Annotated in this window: 15 protein-coding genes and 1 riboswitch; of the genes, 9 read left to right on the forward strand and 6 right to left on the reverse strand. The window is 72.1% G+C overall.

Annotated elements, in window-relative coordinates:
• Positions 1-15: 15 nt before the first annotated feature.
• The 3 genes from leuD to leuC all read right to left on the reverse strand — a co-directional run bounded on the left by leuD (position 16) and on the right by leuC (position 3,559).
• Positions 16-621, reverse strand: a complete 606-nt coding sequence (gene leuD, locus GE300_RS12655; protein WP_154446939.1) for a 3-isopropylmalate dehydratase small subunit — start codon at positions 619-621, stop codon at positions 16-18.
• A gap of 127 nt (positions 622-748) precedes the next feature.
• A complete protein-coding gene (locus tag GE300_RS12660; RefSeq protein WP_154446940.1) occupies positions 749-2,050 on the reverse strand; it encodes an SAM-dependent methyltransferase in 1,302 nt (433 codons plus the stop codon).
• 102 nt (positions 2,051-2,152) lie between these two features.
• Positions 2,153-3,559 (reverse strand): 3-isopropylmalate dehydratase large subunit, encoded by a 1,407-nt coding sequence (leuC, locus tag GE300_RS12665; protein WP_154446941.1) that lies wholly within the window; start codon positions 3,557-3,559, stop codon positions 2,153-2,155.
• A 277-nt stretch (positions 3,560-3,836) separates the two neighbouring features.
• Here leuC and GE300_RS12670 point away from each other — a divergent pair, with 277 nt between their 5' ends.
• From GE300_RS12670 to GE300_RS12680, 3 genes are all read left to right on the forward strand, one after another.
• On the forward strand, positions 3,837-6,155 hold the full coding sequence (locus tag GE300_RS12670) for a mechanosensitive ion channel domain-containing protein (protein ID WP_154446942.1): 2,319 nt from the start codon (positions 3,837-3,839) through the stop codon (positions 6,153-6,155).
• Between the two features lie 306 nt (positions 6,156-6,461).
• Positions 6,462-6,992, forward strand: a complete 531-nt coding sequence (locus GE300_RS12675) for an invasion associated locus B family protein (RefSeq protein ID WP_154446943.1) — start codon at positions 6,462-6,464, stop codon at positions 6,990-6,992.
• Positions 6,993-6,999: 7 nt separating this feature from the next.
• Complete coding sequence (locus GE300_RS12680; RefSeq protein ID WP_154446944.1) at positions 7,000-7,860, forward strand: heme-dependent oxidative N-demethylase family protein; 861 nt, start codon at positions 7,000-7,002, stop codon at positions 7,858-7,860.
• On the opposite strand, the gene GE300_RS12685 is transcribed toward GE300_RS12680, so the two are convergent.
• From GE300_RS12685 to GE300_RS12695, 3 genes are read right to left on the reverse strand one after another with little or no spacing between them, the layout of a single operon-like run.
• The gene (locus tag GE300_RS12685) at positions 7,839-9,158 is read right to left on the reverse strand and encodes a cobyrinate a,c-diamide synthase (protein ID WP_154446945.1); all 1,320 of its coding nucleotides are present in this window, start codon (positions 9,156-9,158) and stop codon (positions 7,839-7,841) included. The genes GE300_RS12680 and GE300_RS12685 overlap by 22 nt on opposite strands.
• Positions 9,158-10,021, reverse strand: a complete 864-nt coding sequence (cobA, locus tag GE300_RS12690; protein WP_154446946.1) for a uroporphyrinogen-III C-methyltransferase — start codon at positions 10,019-10,021, stop codon at positions 9,158-9,160. Before cobA ends, GE300_RS12685 begins: the two co-directional genes overlap by 1 nt.
• Positions 10,022-10,073: 52 nt before the next feature.
• The gene (locus GE300_RS12695; RefSeq protein WP_233416981.1) at positions 10,074-10,676 is read right to left on the reverse strand and encodes a hypothetical protein; all 603 of its coding nucleotides are present in this window, start codon (positions 10,674-10,676) and stop codon (positions 10,074-10,076) included.
• Positions 10,677-10,774: 98 nt separating this feature from the next.
• Here GE300_RS12695 and GE300_RS12700 point away from each other — a divergent pair, with 98 nt between their 5' ends.
• The 6 genes from GE300_RS12700 (at position 10,775) to cobN (ending at position 18,634) form a co-directional block, all read left to right on the forward strand.
• Entirely contained in the window at positions 10,775-11,839 is a 1,065-nt protein-coding gene (locus GE300_RS12700; protein WP_154446947.1) for a cobalt-precorrin-5B (C(1))-methyltransferase, read from the forward strand.
• Positions 11,836-12,576, forward strand: coding sequence for a precorrin-6A/cobalt-precorrin-6A reductase (locus GE300_RS12705; RefSeq protein ID WP_325063219.1), 741 nt, complete (start codon positions 11,836-11,838; stop codon positions 12,574-12,576). Before GE300_RS12700 ends, GE300_RS12705 begins: the two co-directional genes overlap by 4 nt.
• A gap of 17 nt (positions 12,577-12,593) precedes the next feature.
• Positions 12,594-12,831: riboswitch (cobalamin riboswitch) on the forward strand.
• A 31-nt stretch (positions 12,832-12,862) separates the two neighbouring features.
• The gene (locus GE300_RS12710; RefSeq protein WP_154446948.1) at positions 12,863-13,033 is read left to right on the forward strand and encodes a CbtB domain-containing protein; all 171 of its coding nucleotides are present in this window, start codon (positions 12,863-12,865) and stop codon (positions 13,031-13,033) included.
• Between the two features lie 3 nt (positions 13,034-13,036).
• A complete protein-coding gene (locus GE300_RS12715; RefSeq protein ID WP_154446949.1) occupies positions 13,037-13,735 on the forward strand; it encodes a CbtA family protein in 699 nt (232 codons plus the stop codon).
• Positions 13,736-13,844: 109 nt separating this feature from the next.
• The gene (gene cobW, locus GE300_RS12720) at positions 13,845-14,936 is read left to right on the forward strand and encodes a cobalamin biosynthesis protein CobW (protein WP_154446950.1); all 1,092 of its coding nucleotides are present in this window, start codon (positions 13,845-13,847) and stop codon (positions 14,934-14,936) included.
• A complete protein-coding gene (cobN, locus tag GE300_RS12725) occupies positions 14,936-18,634 on the forward strand; it encodes a cobaltochelatase subunit CobN (RefSeq protein ID WP_154446951.1) in 3,699 nt (1,232 codons plus the stop codon). The genes cobW and cobN overlap by 1 nt, the downstream gene beginning before the upstream one ends.
• Positions 18,635-18,647: the final 13 nt, after the last annotated feature.

The following is an 18,647-nucleotide window of genomic DNA, read 5'->3' on the forward strand; positions in this document are numbered from 1 at the left end:
AGGCAGCCGTCGGCGTCAGGCCCACGGCCGCTGTGCAGAATAGCTTTCCTCGAACCGGCCAATCGCAGTCTCGTTCTTTAATGTCAGCCCGATGTCGTCAAGGCCGTTCAAAAGGCACTCCTTCTTGAACGGATCCACGTCGAACGCGATCTTGCCGCCGTCGGGGCCAGAAATGGTCTGGTCTTCAAGGTTCACGGTCAGAACGGCGTTGGCGCCGCGTTCGGCGTCGTCCATCAGCTTGTCCACGTCTTCCTGGGGCAGAGTGATCGGAAGGATGCCGTTCTTGAAACAGTTGTTGTAAAAAATATCCGCGAATGAGGGCGCAATGACACAGCGGATGCCGAAGTCGAGCAGCGCCCAGGGTGCGTGTTCGCGGCTGGAGCCGCAGCCGAAATTGTCGCCGGCGACAAGGATCCGGGCATCGCGATAGGCAGGCTGGTTCAGCACGAAATCCGGCTTCTCGTTGCCGTCGTCGTCGAAACGCATCTCGTCGAACAGGTTCACGCCCAGGCCGGTGCGCTTGATCGTCTTCAGGAACTGCTTCGGAATGATCATGTCGGTATCGACGTTGACCATCGGCAGCGGTGCCGCGACGCCGGTCAGGGTGGTGAACTTGTCCATGTGCTGTCGTCCCTCGATCACTGTGGCCGCGCCGGGCGCCCGCGCCTGAAGCCTGCGCCCGGAACGGCGCCCGGTCCGGCCAATCCCGGCGGTTCTACCCCCGGGGCCAAACAGGCGCAAGCCACGCCTATTCCGCCGCCCGGCCCAGCGCCTGCGGCCCGGCGCGCCGGAACGCGGCGTCGGTCGAGGCCAGCAGCCGCTCGACCACCGCGGCCTCGCGCTCGCGGTAGCGTGCCTCGGCCTCCTCGAGGTAGTTGCGCGTGATCGGCACCGCGTCCCGGCTGCGCCCGAGCTGCATCTGGTAGACCAGGTTGTTGCCGTGCGAGAAGGTGTACTGGCACGCGGTCAGGTAGAAGTCCCACATCCGCGCGAACCGCTCGCCGTATTCATCGACCACCTCGTCGCGCACCACCTCGAAGTTCTCGCCCCACGCCCGCAGCGTGCGGGCGTAGTGGATCCGCAGCAGTTCGGTGTCGAGCGGCCACAGTCCGGATTTCTCGACCGCGGCGGCGGAGTCCGAGATCGCCGGAATGCTGCCGCCCGGAAAGATGTACTTGCGCAGGAACGGCGAGGTCTGCCGTGGCGCCATCCGCGCCGAAATCGAGTGGATCAGCGCCACACCGTCGGGCGTCAGCCGATCATGCACGACCTGGAAATACCGCTCCAGCGATGCCGGGCCGACATGTTCCAGCATGCCGACCGACACGATCCGGTCGAAGCTTTCGGTCACGTCGCGGTAGTCGCGCAATACAAAGCGGACCTTGCCGGACAGACTGGCCGCCTCGGCCCGGGCCTGGGCGACCGCCAGCTGTTCCTCGGCCAGGGTGATGCCGACCACCTCGACGTCCGCGACCGCCGCGAGATACAGCGCCATGCCGCCCCAGCCGCAGCCGATGTCCAGCACCCGCTGGCCCGGCGTCAGGTTCAGCTTGGCGGCGATGTGGCGCTTTTTCGCCGTCTGCGCCTGTTCCAGCGTGGCGTCGTCGTTCTCGAAATAGGCGCAGGAGTACTGCATGTCCCGGTCCAGCCAGCGGCGGTAGAAGGCGTTGCCGAGATCGTAGTGCCGCGCCGCGTTGCGCCGGGCCTCCCAGGGGGCGTTGACCTCCATCGTGCGGCGCAGCAGCCAGGCCAGCTTGGCCATCACCGGCCCGGGCTTCTTGTCGAAGGCGGCCTGGTTGGCGTGATAGATCTCGAACAGGTCCGAAAGCCGGCCCTGATCCAGCACCAGGCGGCCGTCCATGTAGGCTTCGGCGATGGCGAGTTCGGGGTCGCGCAGCACCTTGCGGTCGAACCCGGGCGCGGTCAGCCGCACGGTGATCGCCGGTCCGGCGATATCGCCGCTGAACACCTGACGGGAGCCGTCGGGACCGATCAGCGTGACGCTCCCGACCTTCACGGCCCTGTCGAGCAGCGTAGTGAAGAACCCCATCAGACACCCCCGGCACTTGACAAGCACCCGATATTACCAATCTCGCACGGTTTTTGAATACCCTTAAGGGGTTACCATGCGCGGGGTGGCGGGGTTCCGGCCTCAGCCGAACTCCCGCACGTCGGTCAGGCGGCCGGTGATCGCCGCCGCGGCGGCCATCGCCGGGCTCAGCAGGTGGGTGCGCCCGCCGCGGCCCTGGCGGCCCTCGAAGTTGCGGTTCGAGGTCGAGGCGCAGCGTTCGCCCGGCGCCAGCTGGTCGGGATTCATGCCCAGGCACATCGAGCAGCCGGCCATGCGCCACTCGAAGCCGGCCTCGATCAGCTTCTGCGCGATGCCCTCTTCCTCGGCCTGCGCCCGCACCAGGCCCGAGCCCGGCACGATCATCGCCCGCAGCCCGTCCTTGACCTTGTGGCCTTCCATGATCCGGGCGACCTCGCGCAGGTCTTCGATCCGGCCGTTGGTGCACGAGCCGATGAAGACGGTGTCGATGGCGACGTCCTGCAGGCGCGTGCCCGGGGTCAGGCCCATGTACTCCAGCGAGCGCTTCGCCGCCGCGACCTTGCCGCCGGCGAAGTCCTCGGGCTTCGGCACGACGCCGGTGATCGGCAGCACGTCCTCGGGGCTGGTGCCCCAGGTGACGACCGGCGCGATCTCGGCCGCGTCGATGATGATCTCCTTGTCCCAGTGCGCGCCGGGATCGGAGTGCAGCGTCTTCCAGTATTCGACCGCCAGTTCCCACTGGCCGCCCTTGGGCGCGTGCGCACGGCCCTTGACGTAGGCGAAGGTCTTCTCGTCCGGGGCGATCAGCCCGGCGCGCGCGCCGCCCTCGATCGCCATGTTGCAGACGGTCATGCGGCCTTCCATCGACAGGTTGCGGATCGCGTCGCCCATGTACTCGATGACATGGCCGTTGCCGCCGGCGGTGCCGGTCTTGCCGATGACGGTCAGGGTGATGTCCTTGGCGGTGACGCCCGGCGGCAGCGCCCCGCGGACCTCGACCTTCATGTTCTTCGACTTGCTCTGGATCAGCGTCTGCGTGGCCAGCACATGCTCGACCTCGGAGGTGCCGATGCCATGCGCCAGCGCGCCGAAGGCGCCGTGGGTGGCGGTGTGGCTGTCGCCGCAGACGATGGTGAAGCCGGGCTGGGTCCAGCCCTGCTCGGGGCCGACGATGTGCACGATGCCCTGGCGGACGTCGTCGACGTCGTACATCTCGATGCCGAAATCCCTGGCGTTCTGGCGCAGCGCCTCGACCTGGATGCGGCTCTGCTCGTCGCGGATGCCCTCGATCCGGGTCGGGTCGGTCGGCACGTTGTGGTCCGGCACCGCGATCGTCTTCTCGGGATGGCGGACGCCGCGGCCGGCCATGCGCAGACCCTCGAAGGCCTGCGGGCTGGTGACCTCGTGCACCAGGTGCCGGTCGATGTACAGCAGCCCGGTTCCGTCGGGCTCCTGGTGCACCAGGTGGGCGTCCCAGATCTTGTCGTAGAGGGTCTTGTGATCGGTCATGGCATTTCTCGCTGGCTGGTCTCGACGGGACAGGGAAAGGGGGCCCGGCGCCGCGCGCCGGACGGTCAGAGGCCGCCGAGCGGCCGGACGGTCAGCCCGTGGAACCGCCACGGCAGGCGGGCCCGGTCGTCCATGTCGAAGAACCGATGCATGGCGCATTCCTTACCCCCGGCGCGACGCCGGGGCAAGGGCGGAGCGGCCGGCGCACGCTTTGACTTGTGCCGCACCGGACGGTAGCTGTCTCGGACTGCACGGGTCGCAACAGAAGGACCACAGAATGCTGCTTCCGCTTCGCCTGACCGTGATCTGGCTGTGCCTGCTCGGCGCCCCGGCGCTGGCGCAGTTCACGCCGGCCGCCCCCGCCGAGACGGAAACCGCGACCGAACCTGCGACCGATTCCACGACCGCGCCGGCATCGACCGAGGCGCTGATCGAGCTGCTGCGCGACGACGCCGCGCGCGCGGCGCTGATCCGACAGCTCGAACAGGCCGCCGCAGGCGAGTCGGCGACCGCGGCCGATGCCGGCGCGGCCGCGGCGGACGGTCCCGCGCCGCTGACCCGGTCGCTGGGCCGCGAGATCTCGGAGCTGACGCAGGCCGGCCTTGCGCGGGTGACGGACACCCTCGCGCAGCTGTCCTCGCAGCTGTCGAACCTGCCGCAGACGCTGGGCCGGCTGGGCGAGGCGGCGGACCCGCAGGTGCTGGCCGACGCGCTGCGCGACCTGGCCTTCGTGATCGCGGTCACCGTCGCGGCGTTCGTGGCGCTGCGCTGGATCCTCGGCCGGCCGGCAGCCGCGCTGGCCCGCCGCGCCCAGGGCGCCGGCTGGTTCGAGACCGCGGCCTACCAGATCGGCTACAGCCTGCTGCACGCCGCCGCCGTGGTGCTGGCGTGGGCCGCGGGCTATGCGTTGACGATCAGCTTCTACGACGGCTTCGGCAGCATCCAGGTGCGCCAGTCGCTGTATCTGAACGCCTTCGTCGGCGTCGGGCTGGCCAAGGTCGCCGGCCGCGCGATCCTGTCGCCGAAGCACGGCTCGCTGCGGCTGATCTCGCTGTCGGACCCGGCCGCGCAGTCGATCTGGCGCTGGCTGAACACCGAGATCGTGCTGCTGGGCTACGGCATCATGCTGGCGGTGCCGATCGTCGCGCGCTCGGCCGGCTTCTTCGCCGGCGCCGCGCTCGAGATGGCGCTCGGCGCCATCGCGATCCTCTATACCGTGGTGCGGGTGGTCCGCGCGCGGCGGCCGGTCGCGAACTGGCTGTACGGCGGCACCAGGACCGACGACGCCGCGGTCGACACCGAAGCCGCGGCCCCCGACACCCCGGCCGAAAATTCGCGCCGCCCGGTGCTGGCCCGCTTCGCCGCGCTGTGGCACTGGCCGGTGCTGGGCTATCTGCTGGTGCTGCTGGTGCTGGTCCTCGCCCGCCCCGGCGGCGTGCTGGTGCCGCTGCTGAAGTCGTCGGCGCTGGTGCTGGCGACGGTGATCGGCGGGATGATGGCGATCGACCTGATGACCCGCTCGGCGCGCCGCGGCGTGCGCCTGGCGCCGTCGATCCAGCACCGGCTGCCGCTGCTCGAGAAGCGGCTGAACGGCTTGCTGCCGAAAATCCTGCTGGTGCTGCGGATCGCGGTCGCGCTGGTGGTGGTGGCGATCTCGCTGGACGTGGTCGGGCTGTGGGACATCAGCGGCTGGCTGAAGGACGACGTGGGGCTTGCGTTCACCTCGACCACCGTGTCGGTGCTGCTGATCCTGCTGTTCGCCGCGCTGGTCTGGCTGGCGCTGGCGTCCTGGGTCGAGTACCGGCTGAACCCGCTGGTCGGCAAGGTGCCGACCGCCCGCGAGACGACCCTGCTGACATTGCTGCGCAACGCCTCGGCGATCGCGCTGCTGATCCTGACGCTGATGTTCACGCTCAGCCAGATCGGGCTGGACATCGCGCCGCTGCTGGCCTCGGCCGGGGTGCTGGGCCTGGCGATCGGCTTCGGCGCGCAGAAGATGGTGCAGGACATCATCACCGGCATCTTCATCCAGTTCGAGAACGCGATGAACGTCGGCGACGTGGTCGGCGTCGCCGGCATCGTCGGCGTGGTCGAGAAGCTGACCGTGCGGTCGGTCAGCCTGCGCGACGTGCAGGGCGTGTTCCACATCATCCCGTTCTCGTCGGTGGACAGCGTCTCGAACCACATGAAGGAATTCTCGTACCACGTCGCCGACATGGGCATCGCCTATCGCGAGGACACGGCGCAGGCCAAGCAGGCGATGTTCGACGCCTTCGATCTGCTGCTGCAGGACGAGGAGCACCGGCCCAACATCCTGGGCGAGATGGAATGGTTCGGCCTGAACAGCTTCGGCGACAGCGCGGTGGTGCTGCGCTCGCGGATCAAGACCCTGCCCGGCAAGCAGTGGGCGATCGGCCGCGCCTACAACCAGCTGCTGAAGGAGATCTTCGACGAGCGCGGGATCGAGATCCCGTTCCCGCACCAGACGATCTATTTCGGCGAGGACCGGCAGGGCAACGCGCCGCCCCTGCACATCAGGGCAGACGCGCCGCTGCCGCTGGCCGACACCAGGTCGGACGGGTCCGCGGACGGATAGTCGCGGCGGCCCCGGCGCCCGCCGGGTGACCGATGCGGATGCCGTCATCCGGGGCGGCGCGCCGGAATTCGGCGAGCACGGCGAGGCACGACGTGCCCCCGGGCCCTTCCGATCCGGCCCCCCGGTCGGGAGCATGCGGCAGCATCGCGCCTCCGGCCGCGCCAGTTGCGCCGCCGATGTTGCGGATTTTCGCGCGGAGGGGCTGGAAACATGGGTCCGGTTGCGGATAATACGCGATCACAGGCATCGACGAATTCCCGGCCCGCACATCTCTGCCGGGACCGGGACAGAAGGAGGCACCGGCAGATGTTCCGAACGCTCGCACTTTGCGCCGCGCTGGCCGCGGCAACCCTATCCGCCCCGCTCGCGGCCCAGGAGAACGAAAGCGTAGCCGCTTTCCGGGACTGGAGCGTGTTCAACCCGGCGAACCCGCGCGAATGCTATATCGTCACGCCCCCCACCGCGACCGAGGCGCGGCGCGGCGGCAGCGTGGTGTCGGTGCGCCGGGGCGACATCCTGCTGTTCGTGACGATCCGCCCCGAGGCGGGCGTGCACAAGGAGATCAGCTTCACCGGCGGCTACCCGTTCCGTGACGGCAGCACGGTCGAGGTCGAGATCGGCGGCGAGAAATTCGCCATGGCGCCCGGCAACGGCGAAAGCCAGGAATGGGCCTGGCCGCCGTCGCCCGAGCGCGATGCCGCGCTGATCGAGGCGATGCGCGGCGGGACCACCGCCAAGGTCACCGCGGTCTCGTCCCGCGGCACCACCACCATCGACAGCTTCTCGCTGCTGGGCTTCACCGCCGCGCTGGAAGAGGCCGAGCGTCTCTGCAGCTGACAACGGCGTGGCCGACGCCGCCGACGCCGCCGATGTGGCCGATGTGACGGTCAGCCCGGCGCCGTACCTGCCCTTTGCCGATCCGCACAGGGGCAGCCCGCCCGGGCTGTTCGCGCTGCCGGCGGCGGACTGGACCGAAGCCGACAGCGCCTTCGCCGCGCAGATGGCATTGCGCGACCGGCTGATCGCCAGCCAGCCGCGGCGCGTCGCGCTTGCGCTGCCGCAGGCCGGCCCGGCGCTGGCCGAGCTGATCGCCGCACTGGCCGCGCACCTGTCCTGCCAGCCGGGTTACGCGCGGGCCGGCGACCTGCTGCGGCGGCCGGACCGCCAGCGGCTGCGGCTGGCGCCGACCGCGCAGGTGCTGGGGCGCCTGGCGCAGGAGGACTGGCTGATCCTGCAACAGCCGGACCCGGCCTCCGAGGCGGTGCTGACCGCCGGCGCGGTGTGCTTTCCTGCGCACTGGTGCCTTGCGGGCAAGATCGGCAAGCCGCTGACGCAGGTGCACGACCCGGTGCCCGGCTATGCCGACGCGCTGGCGGCACGGGTCAACCGGATCTTCGCCGCGCTGCACCCGGCGCGGCCGCTGCAGCGCCTGAACTGGTCGCTGGCAAGCGATGCGCAGCTGCATTGCCCGACTGCGCACGCCCGTCGCGACGGCGAGACCCCGGCGTTCCTGCGGGTCGAGCGCCAGACCCTGCGCCGCCTTCCCGCCAGCGGCGCCATCGCGTTCGGGATCAAGACCTACCTGACGCCGCTGGCCGACCTGCCGGCGGCCGCGCGCACGGCGCTGGCCGAGCGGGTCGCCGCGCTGCCCGACGAGATGGCCGGCTACAAGGGCGGTCGCGGCTACCTCTCCGCGCTGCGCTGACCCTCAGGCGCCGGACCGATCACATGCGCGAACGAGCCGCTGACCCGTCCCGCCACCAGCCCCAGCGCGCCCAGGTCCGCGCCGTCGGCGTCCTCGGCCCGGAACAGCCGCGCCGGACGGTCCGGCTCGTGCAGCACGGTGGCGTAGTGGAACTCGTGCCCCGCCAGCCGCCCCGGCCAGGGCGCGCCGGGTTCGGCGTGCAGCACCCGGTAGCCCAGCGTCATCGCGCGCCGGGCAAAGCTGGTGGCGTGCGGCAGCAGGCCCAGCATCGCGTGCCGCGCGCCGTCCGCGTCCTCCAGCCCGTCTCCCAGCACCATGTAGCCGCCGCACTCGCCGTAGATCCGGGCGCCGCGCGCGGCGGCGGCGGCCATGCCATGGCGGAAGCCCGCCGCCTCGGCCAGGCGGCCCGCGTGCAGCTCGGGGTAGCCGCCCGGCAGGAACACCGCGTCGGCCTCCGGCGCCGGTCCCGCGCCGGCCAGCGGCGAGAACGGCAGCACCTCGGCCCCCGCCGCGCACCAGTCGTCCAGCATGTGCGGATAGGCGAAGGCAAAGGCGACGTCCCGGGCCACCGCGATTCGCTGGCCCAGCGGCGGCAGCGCCGGCGCCCTGCCGCCGGCCGGCAGCGGCCGCGCCGCCGCCTGCACCGCGTCCAGATCGACGCCCCGCGCGATGGCGTCCGCCGCCGTGTCGATCAGCGTCGCCAGCGCCGCGTGCTCGGCGGCCTGCACCAGGCCCAGGTGCCGTTCGGGCAGCGCCAGCGCCGCCGCGCGCGGCAGATGCCCCAGCACCGGCAGGCCCGCACGCCGCATCCCCGCCTCCAGCAGGACGGCATGGCGGTCCGAGCCGACCCGGTTCAGGATCACCCCCGCCAGCGGCAGATCCGGGCGCAGCGCCCGCAGACCCGCCGGGGCCAGCGCCGCCGAGGCCCCGGTCCGGGCGGCATCGATGACCAGCACCAGCGGCAGGCCCAGCGCCTGCGCCAGGTCCGCGACCGAGCCCCGCGCCGCCCTGCCGGCGCCGTCCAGCACGCCCACCGCCCCCTCGACCAGCAGCAGGTCGGCCCCGGTCGCCGCCGCCCGCGCGCGCAGCGCATCCGGCGTCATCGCCCAGGCGTCCAGGTTCACCGAGACGCGGCCGCAGGCGGCGAGGTGAAAGCCGGGGTCGATGTAGTCCGGGCCGCTCTTGGCGCCGGCCACCGCCACGCCGCGCCGCGCCAGCGCCCGCAGCAGGCCCAGGGTCACGGTGGTCTTGCCCGCGCCCGATCCCGGCGCGGCGATGACCAGCCCGCGCGCGGCCATCAGGCCCGGTCCGCGTCCCGGCCGCGCACGCCCAGCGGGTCCAGGTCGCGCGGCGGCTGGCCGCGCAGCTGCGCCGCCCAGTCCAGGCACTGCCGCATCAACGCCACCCGGCCGATGACGACCACGGCGGGCGGCTCCATCCCGGCGGCCTCGACATCCGCGGCGGCGCGCGCCAGCGTCGTTTCCAGCACCCGCTGCTGCGGCAGCGTGGCGCTGGTGATCACCGCCACCGGCTCGTCCGCCGCGCGGCCGCCGGCGACCAGCGCGCCCGCGATGTGGCCGAGGTGCTTGATCGCCATGTAGAGCACCATCACCTGCGCGCCCTTCGCCAGCGCCGCCCAGTCCAGCGCCGAGGGCGCCAGCCCGGACCGGTCGTGCCCGGTGATGAAGGTGACCGACTGGTTGACGTCGCGGTGCGTCGCCGGAATCCCGGCATAGGCCAGCCCGCCGATGCCGGCGGTGATGCCGGGCGTGACCCGGAACGGCACGCCCGCCTCGGCCAGGGTCTGCGCCTCTTCGCCACCGCGCCCGAAGACGAACGGATCGCCGCCCTTCAGCCGCAGCACGCGCTTGCCTTCGCGCGCCAGCTCGATCAGGCGCAGCGAGATCGCGCGCTGCTGCGGCGACGGCTTGCCGCCGCGCTTGCCGGCATATTCGACCGCCGCGCCGGGCCGGCGCCAGTCCAGGATGCGCGGCTCGACCAGCGCGTCGTAGACGATCACGTCGGCCTGCCGCAGCGCGTTCAGCCCGTGCAGCGTCATCAGCCCCGGATCGCCGGGACCGGCGCCCACCATCCAGACCAGGCCGGGCGGGAACGCGGGCCAGGCATCGTCCAGGGGCGGGGGCGGCAGATCGGGGCTCATGCGCCCCTTCTAGACCGGCGCGCGCCGGGGTGCGAGCGCCCTTTGCGCCGTTTCAGGCGATGCGGACGACGCGGGCGCGCTGCAGCAGCGGATACTCGGCGACGAAGCCGGCGATGGCCTCGCGCATCGCCTCGAAGCTGTCGCCGTAGAAATACAGCGCCGTCTCGCGCGAGCCCTCCCAATGGCCGCGCTTGCCGCCGATCCCGGTCATCAGCCGGTCGCACTCGTCGATGACGTGGTTGATGTCGGCCGCGGCGTAGACCTCGGCCGGCAGGTCGGTGCCGTTGACGAACAGCCCCAGCCCCTCGAGCCGGCCTATGGGCATGTCCTCGCGGCCCTCGACGATCAGCTTCGAGCCCCTGGGCGCGCCCAGCCCGTCCAGGATCTGCGCGATCTGCGTCAGCGTCGCGTCGGAATCGTCGGTGGCGAGGATCTCGAGGTCGCAGTACTCGATGCCGTCGGGCTCCTCGGCCAGCTGGATGCCGCCGCCGGTGACCTGGCCCAGACCGCGCTGGCGCAGCTCGCCATCCAGCGGGTCCTCGTAGAACGTGCCGCGGTCGAGCGGCTGCACGCGCGCGTTCAGCTGCGCGATCACCATCACCCCCTGCGGCGCCGCGTTCTCGTCCTCGCGCTTGCCGCCGAACAGTCCGAACATCAGCCGCTCCCAGATATGATCCTGCGCCTCATTTCTAGCACAGGATGTGGTGGAAATCCGCATGGTTTCTGGCGGCGTGCGGGCTTATCCTGCGCGGCATGGACCGCAAGCCCGCCTCCGATCTGCGCACCGGCTTCACCACCGGCGCCTGCGCCACCGCCGCCGCCAAGGCCGCGGCCGGCGCGCTGCTGGGGGCGGGGTTTTCCAATCCGGTGCGGATCACCCTGCCGCGCGGGCAGACGCCCGATTTCGAGCTGGTCGAGACCGCGGCCGGCGACAGCTGGGCCAGCGCCGCGGTGCGCAAGGACGCGGGCGACGACCCGGACGTGACCCATGGCGCGCTGATTCGCGCCACCGTCCGCCGCGGCCCGCCCGGCGTGACCTTTCGCGCCGGCGCGGGCGTCGGTACGGTCACCCGCCCCGGCCTGCCGATCCCGCCCGGCGAGCCGGCGATCAACCCGGTGCCGCGACAGATGATCCGCGACGCGCTGCAGGAGGTCGCCACCACCCACGGCGCGCTGCTGGCGTTCGAGGTCGAGATCTCGGTTCCCGGAGGCGCCGAACTGGCCGCCCGCACCTGGAACCCGCGGCTGGGAATCGTCGGCGGGATCTCGATCCTCGGCACCACCGGCATCGTGCGGCCGTTCTCCTGCGCCGCCTGGATCGCGTCGATCCACCGCGGCATCGACGTGGCCCGCGCCGCGGGGCTGGCGCACGCGGTGGGCGCGACCGGCGCCACCTCGGAACAGGTGGCGCAGGCACACTACGCCCTGCCCGATCACGCGATGCTGGACATGGGCGATTTCGCCGGCGGCATGCTGAAGTACCTGGCGCGGCACCCGCTGCCGCGGGTGACCGTCGCCGGCGGCTTCGGCAAGCTGGTCAAGCTGAGCCAGGGTGCGCTGGACCTGCACTCGGCGCGCAGCCAGGTGGATTTCGCCGCTCTCGGCCGGCTTGCCGCGCAGGTCGGTGCAGACGGTGCGGCGATCGCCGCCGCGAACACCGCGCAGCAGGCGCTGGAAATCGCCGGCCCGGCGCTGGCCGAGGCGGTCGCGCGGCGGGCGCAGCAGGTCGCGCGCGACACGCTGCGCGGCGCCGAGGTTCGTCTGGGCGTTCTGATCGTCGACCGCCGAGGCCAAATCGTCGCCGAGACCGCGACGTGAGGCACAAGCCGCCGCACGTCCTGCTGCTGGCCGGCACCGCCGAGGCGCGGGCGCTGTCGCATCTGCTGGCGGGCGAGGTGCGGCTGACAACCTCGCTGGCGGGGGTGACGGCGCGCCCCGCGGTCTACGGCGGCGGTCTGCGCACCGGCGGCTTCGGCGGGGCGGAGGGACTGGCGGCGTACCTGCGACAGGCCGGCGTCGATGCGCTGATCGACGCGACCCACCCGTTCGCCGCCACCATGCACCGCCACGCAGCCGAGGCGGCGGCGCGCGCGGCGCGGCCGCTGCTGCGGCTCGACCGCCCCGCCTGGCCGCCGCGCCCCGACTGGACCGATGTCGCCGATCTGCCGGCCGCGATCGACCGCCTGCCGCCGGGGGCGACGGCGTTCCTTGCCACCGGGCGCAGTGCGGCCGGCCGCCTGCCGCCGCGCACCGACGTCCGGCTGATCCTGCGCGTCCTCGAGCCGCCCGCCGATCCGGCGCCGGGGCTGGACGTGATGCGCGCCCCGCCCGCCGCCGACGCCGACGCCGAGGCGGCGCTGTTCGCGCGCCTGGGCGTGACGCATCTGGTCTGCAAGAACTCCGGCGGCGCGGGCGCGGCGAAGCTGGACGCCGCCGCCCGTCTGCGGCTGCCGGTGCTGATGATCCCGCGCCCCGCGCCGGTCGCCGGCGTGCCCGCCGTGGCCGATGCGCCCGCCGCGCTCGCCTGGGTCCGGGCGCTGGCCGGCGCGGCTTGACAGCCGCCGCCGCCCCGCCGACACTGCCGCCCTGAGGTTCCCGACGTGCCCGCCCAAGCGTGCCTAGGGATCAAAAGGGAATGCCGACCGGACCGACCCACCCAGGGGGCCCGGGAACGCAGCCGCCCCCGCGACTGTCAGCGGCGAGCCGGCATCCACCCATGCCACTGGACCCCCGTCGCGCACGGGACCGGGAAGGCGGATGCAGGGCGACGACCCGCGAGCCAGGAGACCTGCCTCGACGTGAAACCGCCATGCCGTCGGTGGGACGGCGAAGGAGCAAGACATGACCACCCAGACCCGCGCCGCCGCGCGCCCGATCTCTCCGGTTCTTCCGATCCTGAGCATCGCCATCCTCGGCTTCGGCATCCTGTTCGTGGCCGGCCACGCGCAGTCGAACGTGCTGCACGACGCGGCGCACGACATGCGGCACGCCACCGGCCTTCCCTGCCACTGACCCATGTTCCAGAGATTGCTGACCAGCGGCCTGTTCGCTGGGTTTGCGGCGGGCCTGATCGCGGGCGCGTTGCAATTCGTGTTCGTGCAGCCGGTGCTGCTGCACGCGGAGCTTTACGAGAGCGGGCAACTGACCCATTTCGGCGCCGGCGCGCAACCCGGCGTCGCCGCGCTGCTGCCCCCGGTCGACTGGACGCGTAGCGGGCTGACGGTGCTGTTCACCGCGCTGCTGTATACCGGTTACGCGCTGCTGCTGGTCGCGGGCTTCGCCCTGGCCGAGACCCGCGGCGCCCGGATCGACGCGCGCGCAGGGGCGCTGTGGGGGCTGGCGGGGTTCGTCGCCTTCCACCTCGCCCCGGCCGCGGGGCTGCCGCCCGAACTGCCGGGCATGGCCGCCGCCGACATCCGGGCGCGGCAGCTGTGGTGGCTGTTCTGCCTCGTCGCCACCGGCGCCGGCCTGTGGCTGCTGCTGCTGGAGCGGCTTCGGGCGGGGTGGATCATCGGTGTCGCGCTGCTGGCGGCGCCGCACCTGGTCGGCGCGCCGCACCCCGAAGCCTTCTCCGGTCCGGCCCCGCCCGAACTGGCCAGCCTGTTCGCCGGCCGCACCCTGGCGGTCGGGCTGGCCTCGTGGGTGGTGCTGGGCCTGCTGGCCGGGCACTTCTGGGTCCGCGAGCAAGCCGCCGGGACCGAGGCACCCGCCTGAGCGCCTGCCGGGGTGGCGACAGCTTCCCCGGCGCACCTGCACAGCTGCATGGGCGCGGCGACGGGCGGACCGCTCCGCGCCGCGCCGCCGCCCGCAAAGGACAACAGACATGCCCGCGAAGATCCCCGCCACCGTCATCACCGGCTTCCTCGGCGCCGGAAAGACCACGCTGATCCGCCACCTGCTGACCCACGCCGGCGGCCGGCGGATCGCGCTGATCATCAACGAGTTCGGCGACCTCGGTGTCGACGGCGGCATCCTGAAGGGCTGCGGCATCGAAAGCTGCTCGGACGACGACGTGGTCGAGCTGTCGAACGGCTGCATCTGCTGCACCGTCGCCGAGGATTTCGTGCCGACCTTGCAATCCCTGCTGGCCCGCGACACGCCGCCCGAGCACATCGTGATCGAGACCTCGGGCCTTGCCCTGCCGCAGCCGCTGGTCCGCGCCTTCGGCTGGCCCGAGATCCGCACCCGCGTCACCGTCGACGGCGTGGTGACGGTCGTCGACGGCCCGGCCGTGGCCGCGGGCCGGTTCGCCGCCGACACCCAGGCCGTGGACCGGCAGCGCGCCGCGGACGACAACATCGATCACGAAACCCCGCTGTCAGAGCTGTTCGAGGACCAGATCGCCTGCGCCGACATGATCCTGGTGAACAAGTCCGACCTGCTGGGCGAGGGCGCGGCGCAGGCGCTGGCCGACCGGCTGGCCGCCGAGGCACGCCCCGGCGTCCGCGTCCTGCGCGCGGCGCACGGTGCGATCGATCCGGCGATCCTGCTGGGCCTCGGCATCGGCGCCGAGGACGACCTCGAGGCCCGCGCCGAGGTGCATCACCATCATCACCACGACGATGATGACCACGAAGACGGGGGCCTCGACCATCACCACCACCATGACCACGACGATTTCGAAAGCTTCGTGGTCGAGCTGCCCGAACTGACCGACCCGGCGGCGTTCCCGGCCCGCGTCTCGCAGGTTATCGCGCAGCACGACATCCTGCGTCTCAAGGGGTTTGCCGCCGTTCAGGGCAAACCGATGCGGCAGGTGATCCAGGCCGTCGGCCCGCGCATCGACATCCATTTCGACCGGCCCTTCGGCGCGGACGAGCCGCGCGTCACCCGGCTTGTCGTGATCGGCGAAGCGGGCCTCGACCGCGACGCCATCGCCACGGCGCTTGCCGCCGCGCCCGCACCGGCGGCCTGATGCACCTGCTGGCCGCACAGCCCGGCGCGATCTCGGACGGGTCCGAGCCGGTCGATCCCGGCCAGACCCCGGCGGACGTGCTGTTCCTCTCGGCCGCCGATACCGAGCTTGCGGCGCTGTCCGAGGCCCGCGCGCTGCTGGGCGACGAGGCCCCCGGCCTGCGGCTGACGCAACTGGGCTGGCTGGCGCACCCGTTCTCGGTCGATCTGTACCTCGAGCAGACGGCGACCAGATCCCGGCTGGTGGTCGCCCGCATCCTGGGCGGCGCGGCCTACTGGCAGTACGGCGTCGAGCAGTTCGCCATCCGCCTGTCCGAGGCCGGCGTCGCCTTCGCCGCCCTGCCCGGCGACGACAAGCCGGACGAGGAGCTGTTCTCGCTCTCCACCGTCTCGCGCGCCGACTGGCAGGCGCTGCTGGCCTATTGCGTCGAGGGCGGCCCGCCCAACGCCGCGAACCTGCTGCGCCTGACCCGGCACATGCTGGACGGCACCGAGCGCCCGCCCGAGGCCGCGCCGCTGCTGCGCGCCGGGCTCTACTGGCCGGGCGAAACCGCGACGACGATGGAGTCCCTGCGCGCGCACTGGACCGATGGCGCGCCCATTGCCGCGATCACCTTCTACCGCGCGCTGCTGCAGGGCGCGGGGCTGCACCCGGTCAACCGGCTGGTGCAGGCGCTGCTGCGGCGCGGGCTGAACCCGCTGCCGGTCTTCGTCGCCTCGCTCAAGGACCCGGTGTCGGCGGCGACGCTGGAGAAACTGTTCCAGCAGGCGCCGCCGGACGTGGTGCTGAACGCCACCAGCTTTGCCGTCGGCAGCCCCGAGGCGGGGGTCGGGCCGCGCGAGCCGACGCCGCTGGACAAGCCGGGCCGCCCGGTGATCCAGACGATCCTCTCGGCCAGCGCCGAGGAGGCATGGGAGCAGTCGGTGCGCGGCCTTACCGCGCGCGACATCGCCATGAACGTGGCATTGCCCGAGGTTGACGGCCGCATCCTGTCCCGCGCGATCAGCTTCAAGACGCAGGCCTACCGCGACGAGGCCACCGAATGCGCCATCGCCAGCTACCGCGCGCGCGGCGACCGGGTCACCTTTGCCGCCGACCTGGCCGCGAACTGGGCCAAGCTGGGTCGCACCGCCCCGGCGCAGCGCAAGGTGGCGCTGGTGCTGGCGAACTACCCGAACAAGGACGGACGCTTGGCGAACGGTGTCGGCCTCGACACCCCCGCCGCGACGGTCGAAACGCTGAAGGCGCTGGGCCGGGCCGGGTATGACGTGCAGGACGCGCCCACCGATCCGCAGGCGCTGATGCAGGCGATCCTTGCAGGCCCGACGAACTGGCTGACCGACCGCGCCGCGCGCGGCGGTGGCGTGCGGCTGCCGCTGGCGGACTACCGCGCCTTCCACGACCGTCTGCCGTGGGAGTTGCGCCAGAAGATCGAGGACCGCTGGGGCGCGCCCGAGGCCGATCCCTTCCTCGACAACCACAGCTTTGCCTTGTCGATCCTGACCTTCGGCAATGTCGTCGTCGGCGTGCAGCCCGCGCGCGGCTACAACATCGACCCGGAGGCGACGTATCACGCCCCCGACCTGCCCCCCCCGCACAATTACCTGGCCTTCTATGCCTGGCTGCGGCAGGAGTTCGGCGCCCACGCCATCGTGCACATGGGCAAGCATGGCAACCTGGAATGGCTGCCGGGCAAGGCCGTGGCCCTGTCCGAGGAATGCTTCCCCGAGGCGGTGCTGGGCGCCATGCCCCACATCTATCCGTTCATCGTCAACGATCCGGGCGAGGGCACGCAGGCCAAGCGGCGCGCGCAGGCGGTGATCGTCGATCACCTGACGCCGCCGCTGACCCGCGCCGAAAGCTACGGCCCGCTGCGAGACCTGGAGGCGCTGGTGGACGAATACTACGAGGCATCCGGCCTCGACCCGCGCCGCATCGGCCACCTGCGCGACCAGATCCTGGACCTGATGGCGACCACCGGTCTCGATACCGACGCCGGGGTGCGCGAGGGCGACGATTCCGACAGCCGCTTGCAGAAGCTGGATGCCTACCTGTGCGAGCTGAAGGAAAGCCAGATCCGCGACGGGCTGCACATCTTCGGCCGCGCGCCCGAGGGCCGGCTGGCGCGCGATCTGATCGTTGCGCTGACCCGCATCCCGCGCGGCGACGGCAAGGGCGGCGACGCCTCGCTGCCCCGCGCGCTGGTGGCGGACCTGGGTCTGGGCAAGTTCGACCCGCTGGATTGCGACCTGGGCCAGCCCTGGACCGGCCCCCGCCCCGAAGTTCTGGCGGATCTGACCGAAGACCCCTGGCGCAGCAACGGCGACGCGGTCGAGCGGCTGGAGCTGCTGGCCTCGGCGCTGGTCGAGGGCGCTCCTGCCCCCGGACCCGCCTCGGCAGCGGTGCTGGAGCAGATCCGGACCACGATCCGCCCCGCCGTGACCGGCACCGGCAGCGCCGAAATGGGCGGCCTGCTGACAGCGCTGGATGGCCGCTTCCTGCCCCCCGGCCCCTCGGGGGCACCGACGCGCGGGCGGCTGGACGTGCTGCCCACGGGGCGCAATTTCTACAGCGTCGACAGCCGCGCGATCCCGACCCGCGCCGCCTGGGCGCTGGGCTGGAAATCAGCCAACCTGCTGATCGACCGGCATTTGCAGGAGCACGGCGACTGGCCGCGCGCGATGGCGCTGACCGCCTGGGGCACGTCGAACATGCGCACCGGCGGCGACGACATCGCGCAAGCCCTGGCGCTGATGGGCGTGAAGCCGCAATGGGACGCGGCCAGCCGCCGGGTGACGGGCTTCGAGATCCTGCCGCTGTCGGTGCTGGGCCGCCCCCGCGTGGACGTGACGCTGCGCGTTTCCGGCTTCTTCCGCGACGCCTTCCCGGCGCAGGTCGATCTTGTCGCCAGCGCGGCGAAGGCGGTGCTGGAGCTGGACGAACCCGAGGCCGAGAACCCCGGCGCCGCCCGCTTCCGCGCCGAGGGCGCAACGGACCAGGCGGCGTTCCGCGTGTTCGGCTCCAGACCCGGCGCCTATGGCGCGGGGCTGCAGGCGATGATCGACGAACGGCTGTGGGAGAACCGGGGCGATCTGGCCGACGCCTACCTGACCTGGGGCAGCTATGCCTATGGCGCGGGCACCGACGGGGCGCCGGCGCGGCCGGCGCTGGAAACCCGCCTGACCCAGACCGAGGCGGTGGTGCAGAACCAGGACAACCGCGAGCACGACCTGCTGGACAGCGACGACTACTACCAGTTCGAGGGCGGGCTGGCGGCCACGGTGGAAACCCTGCGCGGACAGGCCCCGACGGTCTATCACAACGACCACTCCCGCCCCGAACGCCCGGTGATCCGCACGCTGGACGAAGAAATCGGCCGCGTGGTCCGCTCCCGCGCCGCCAATCCCAAGTGGATCGAGGGCGTGAAGCGCCACGGCTACAAGGGCGCGTTCGAGATCGCGGCGACGGTGGACTACCTGTTCGCCTTCTCGGCCACCACCGGCGCGGTGAAGGACCACCATTTCGACCTGGTCTACGACGCCTATCTCGAGGACGACGCCACCCGCGATTTCCTGGCGGAGGCCAATGCCCCCGCCCTGCGCGAGATCGCCGAGCGATTCCAGGAGGCGATCGACCGCGGCCTCTGGTCGCCGCGCTCGAACTCGGCCCGCGCGCGCCTTGCCGACCTGCACGCCTGAGCCCTCAAGGAGG

The organism is Halovulum marinum (assembly GCF_009697225.1).
In the GTDB taxonomy this organism is placed as follows: Bacteria; Pseudomonadota; Alphaproteobacteria; order Rhodobacterales; family Rhodobacteraceae; genus Halovulum; species Halovulum marinum.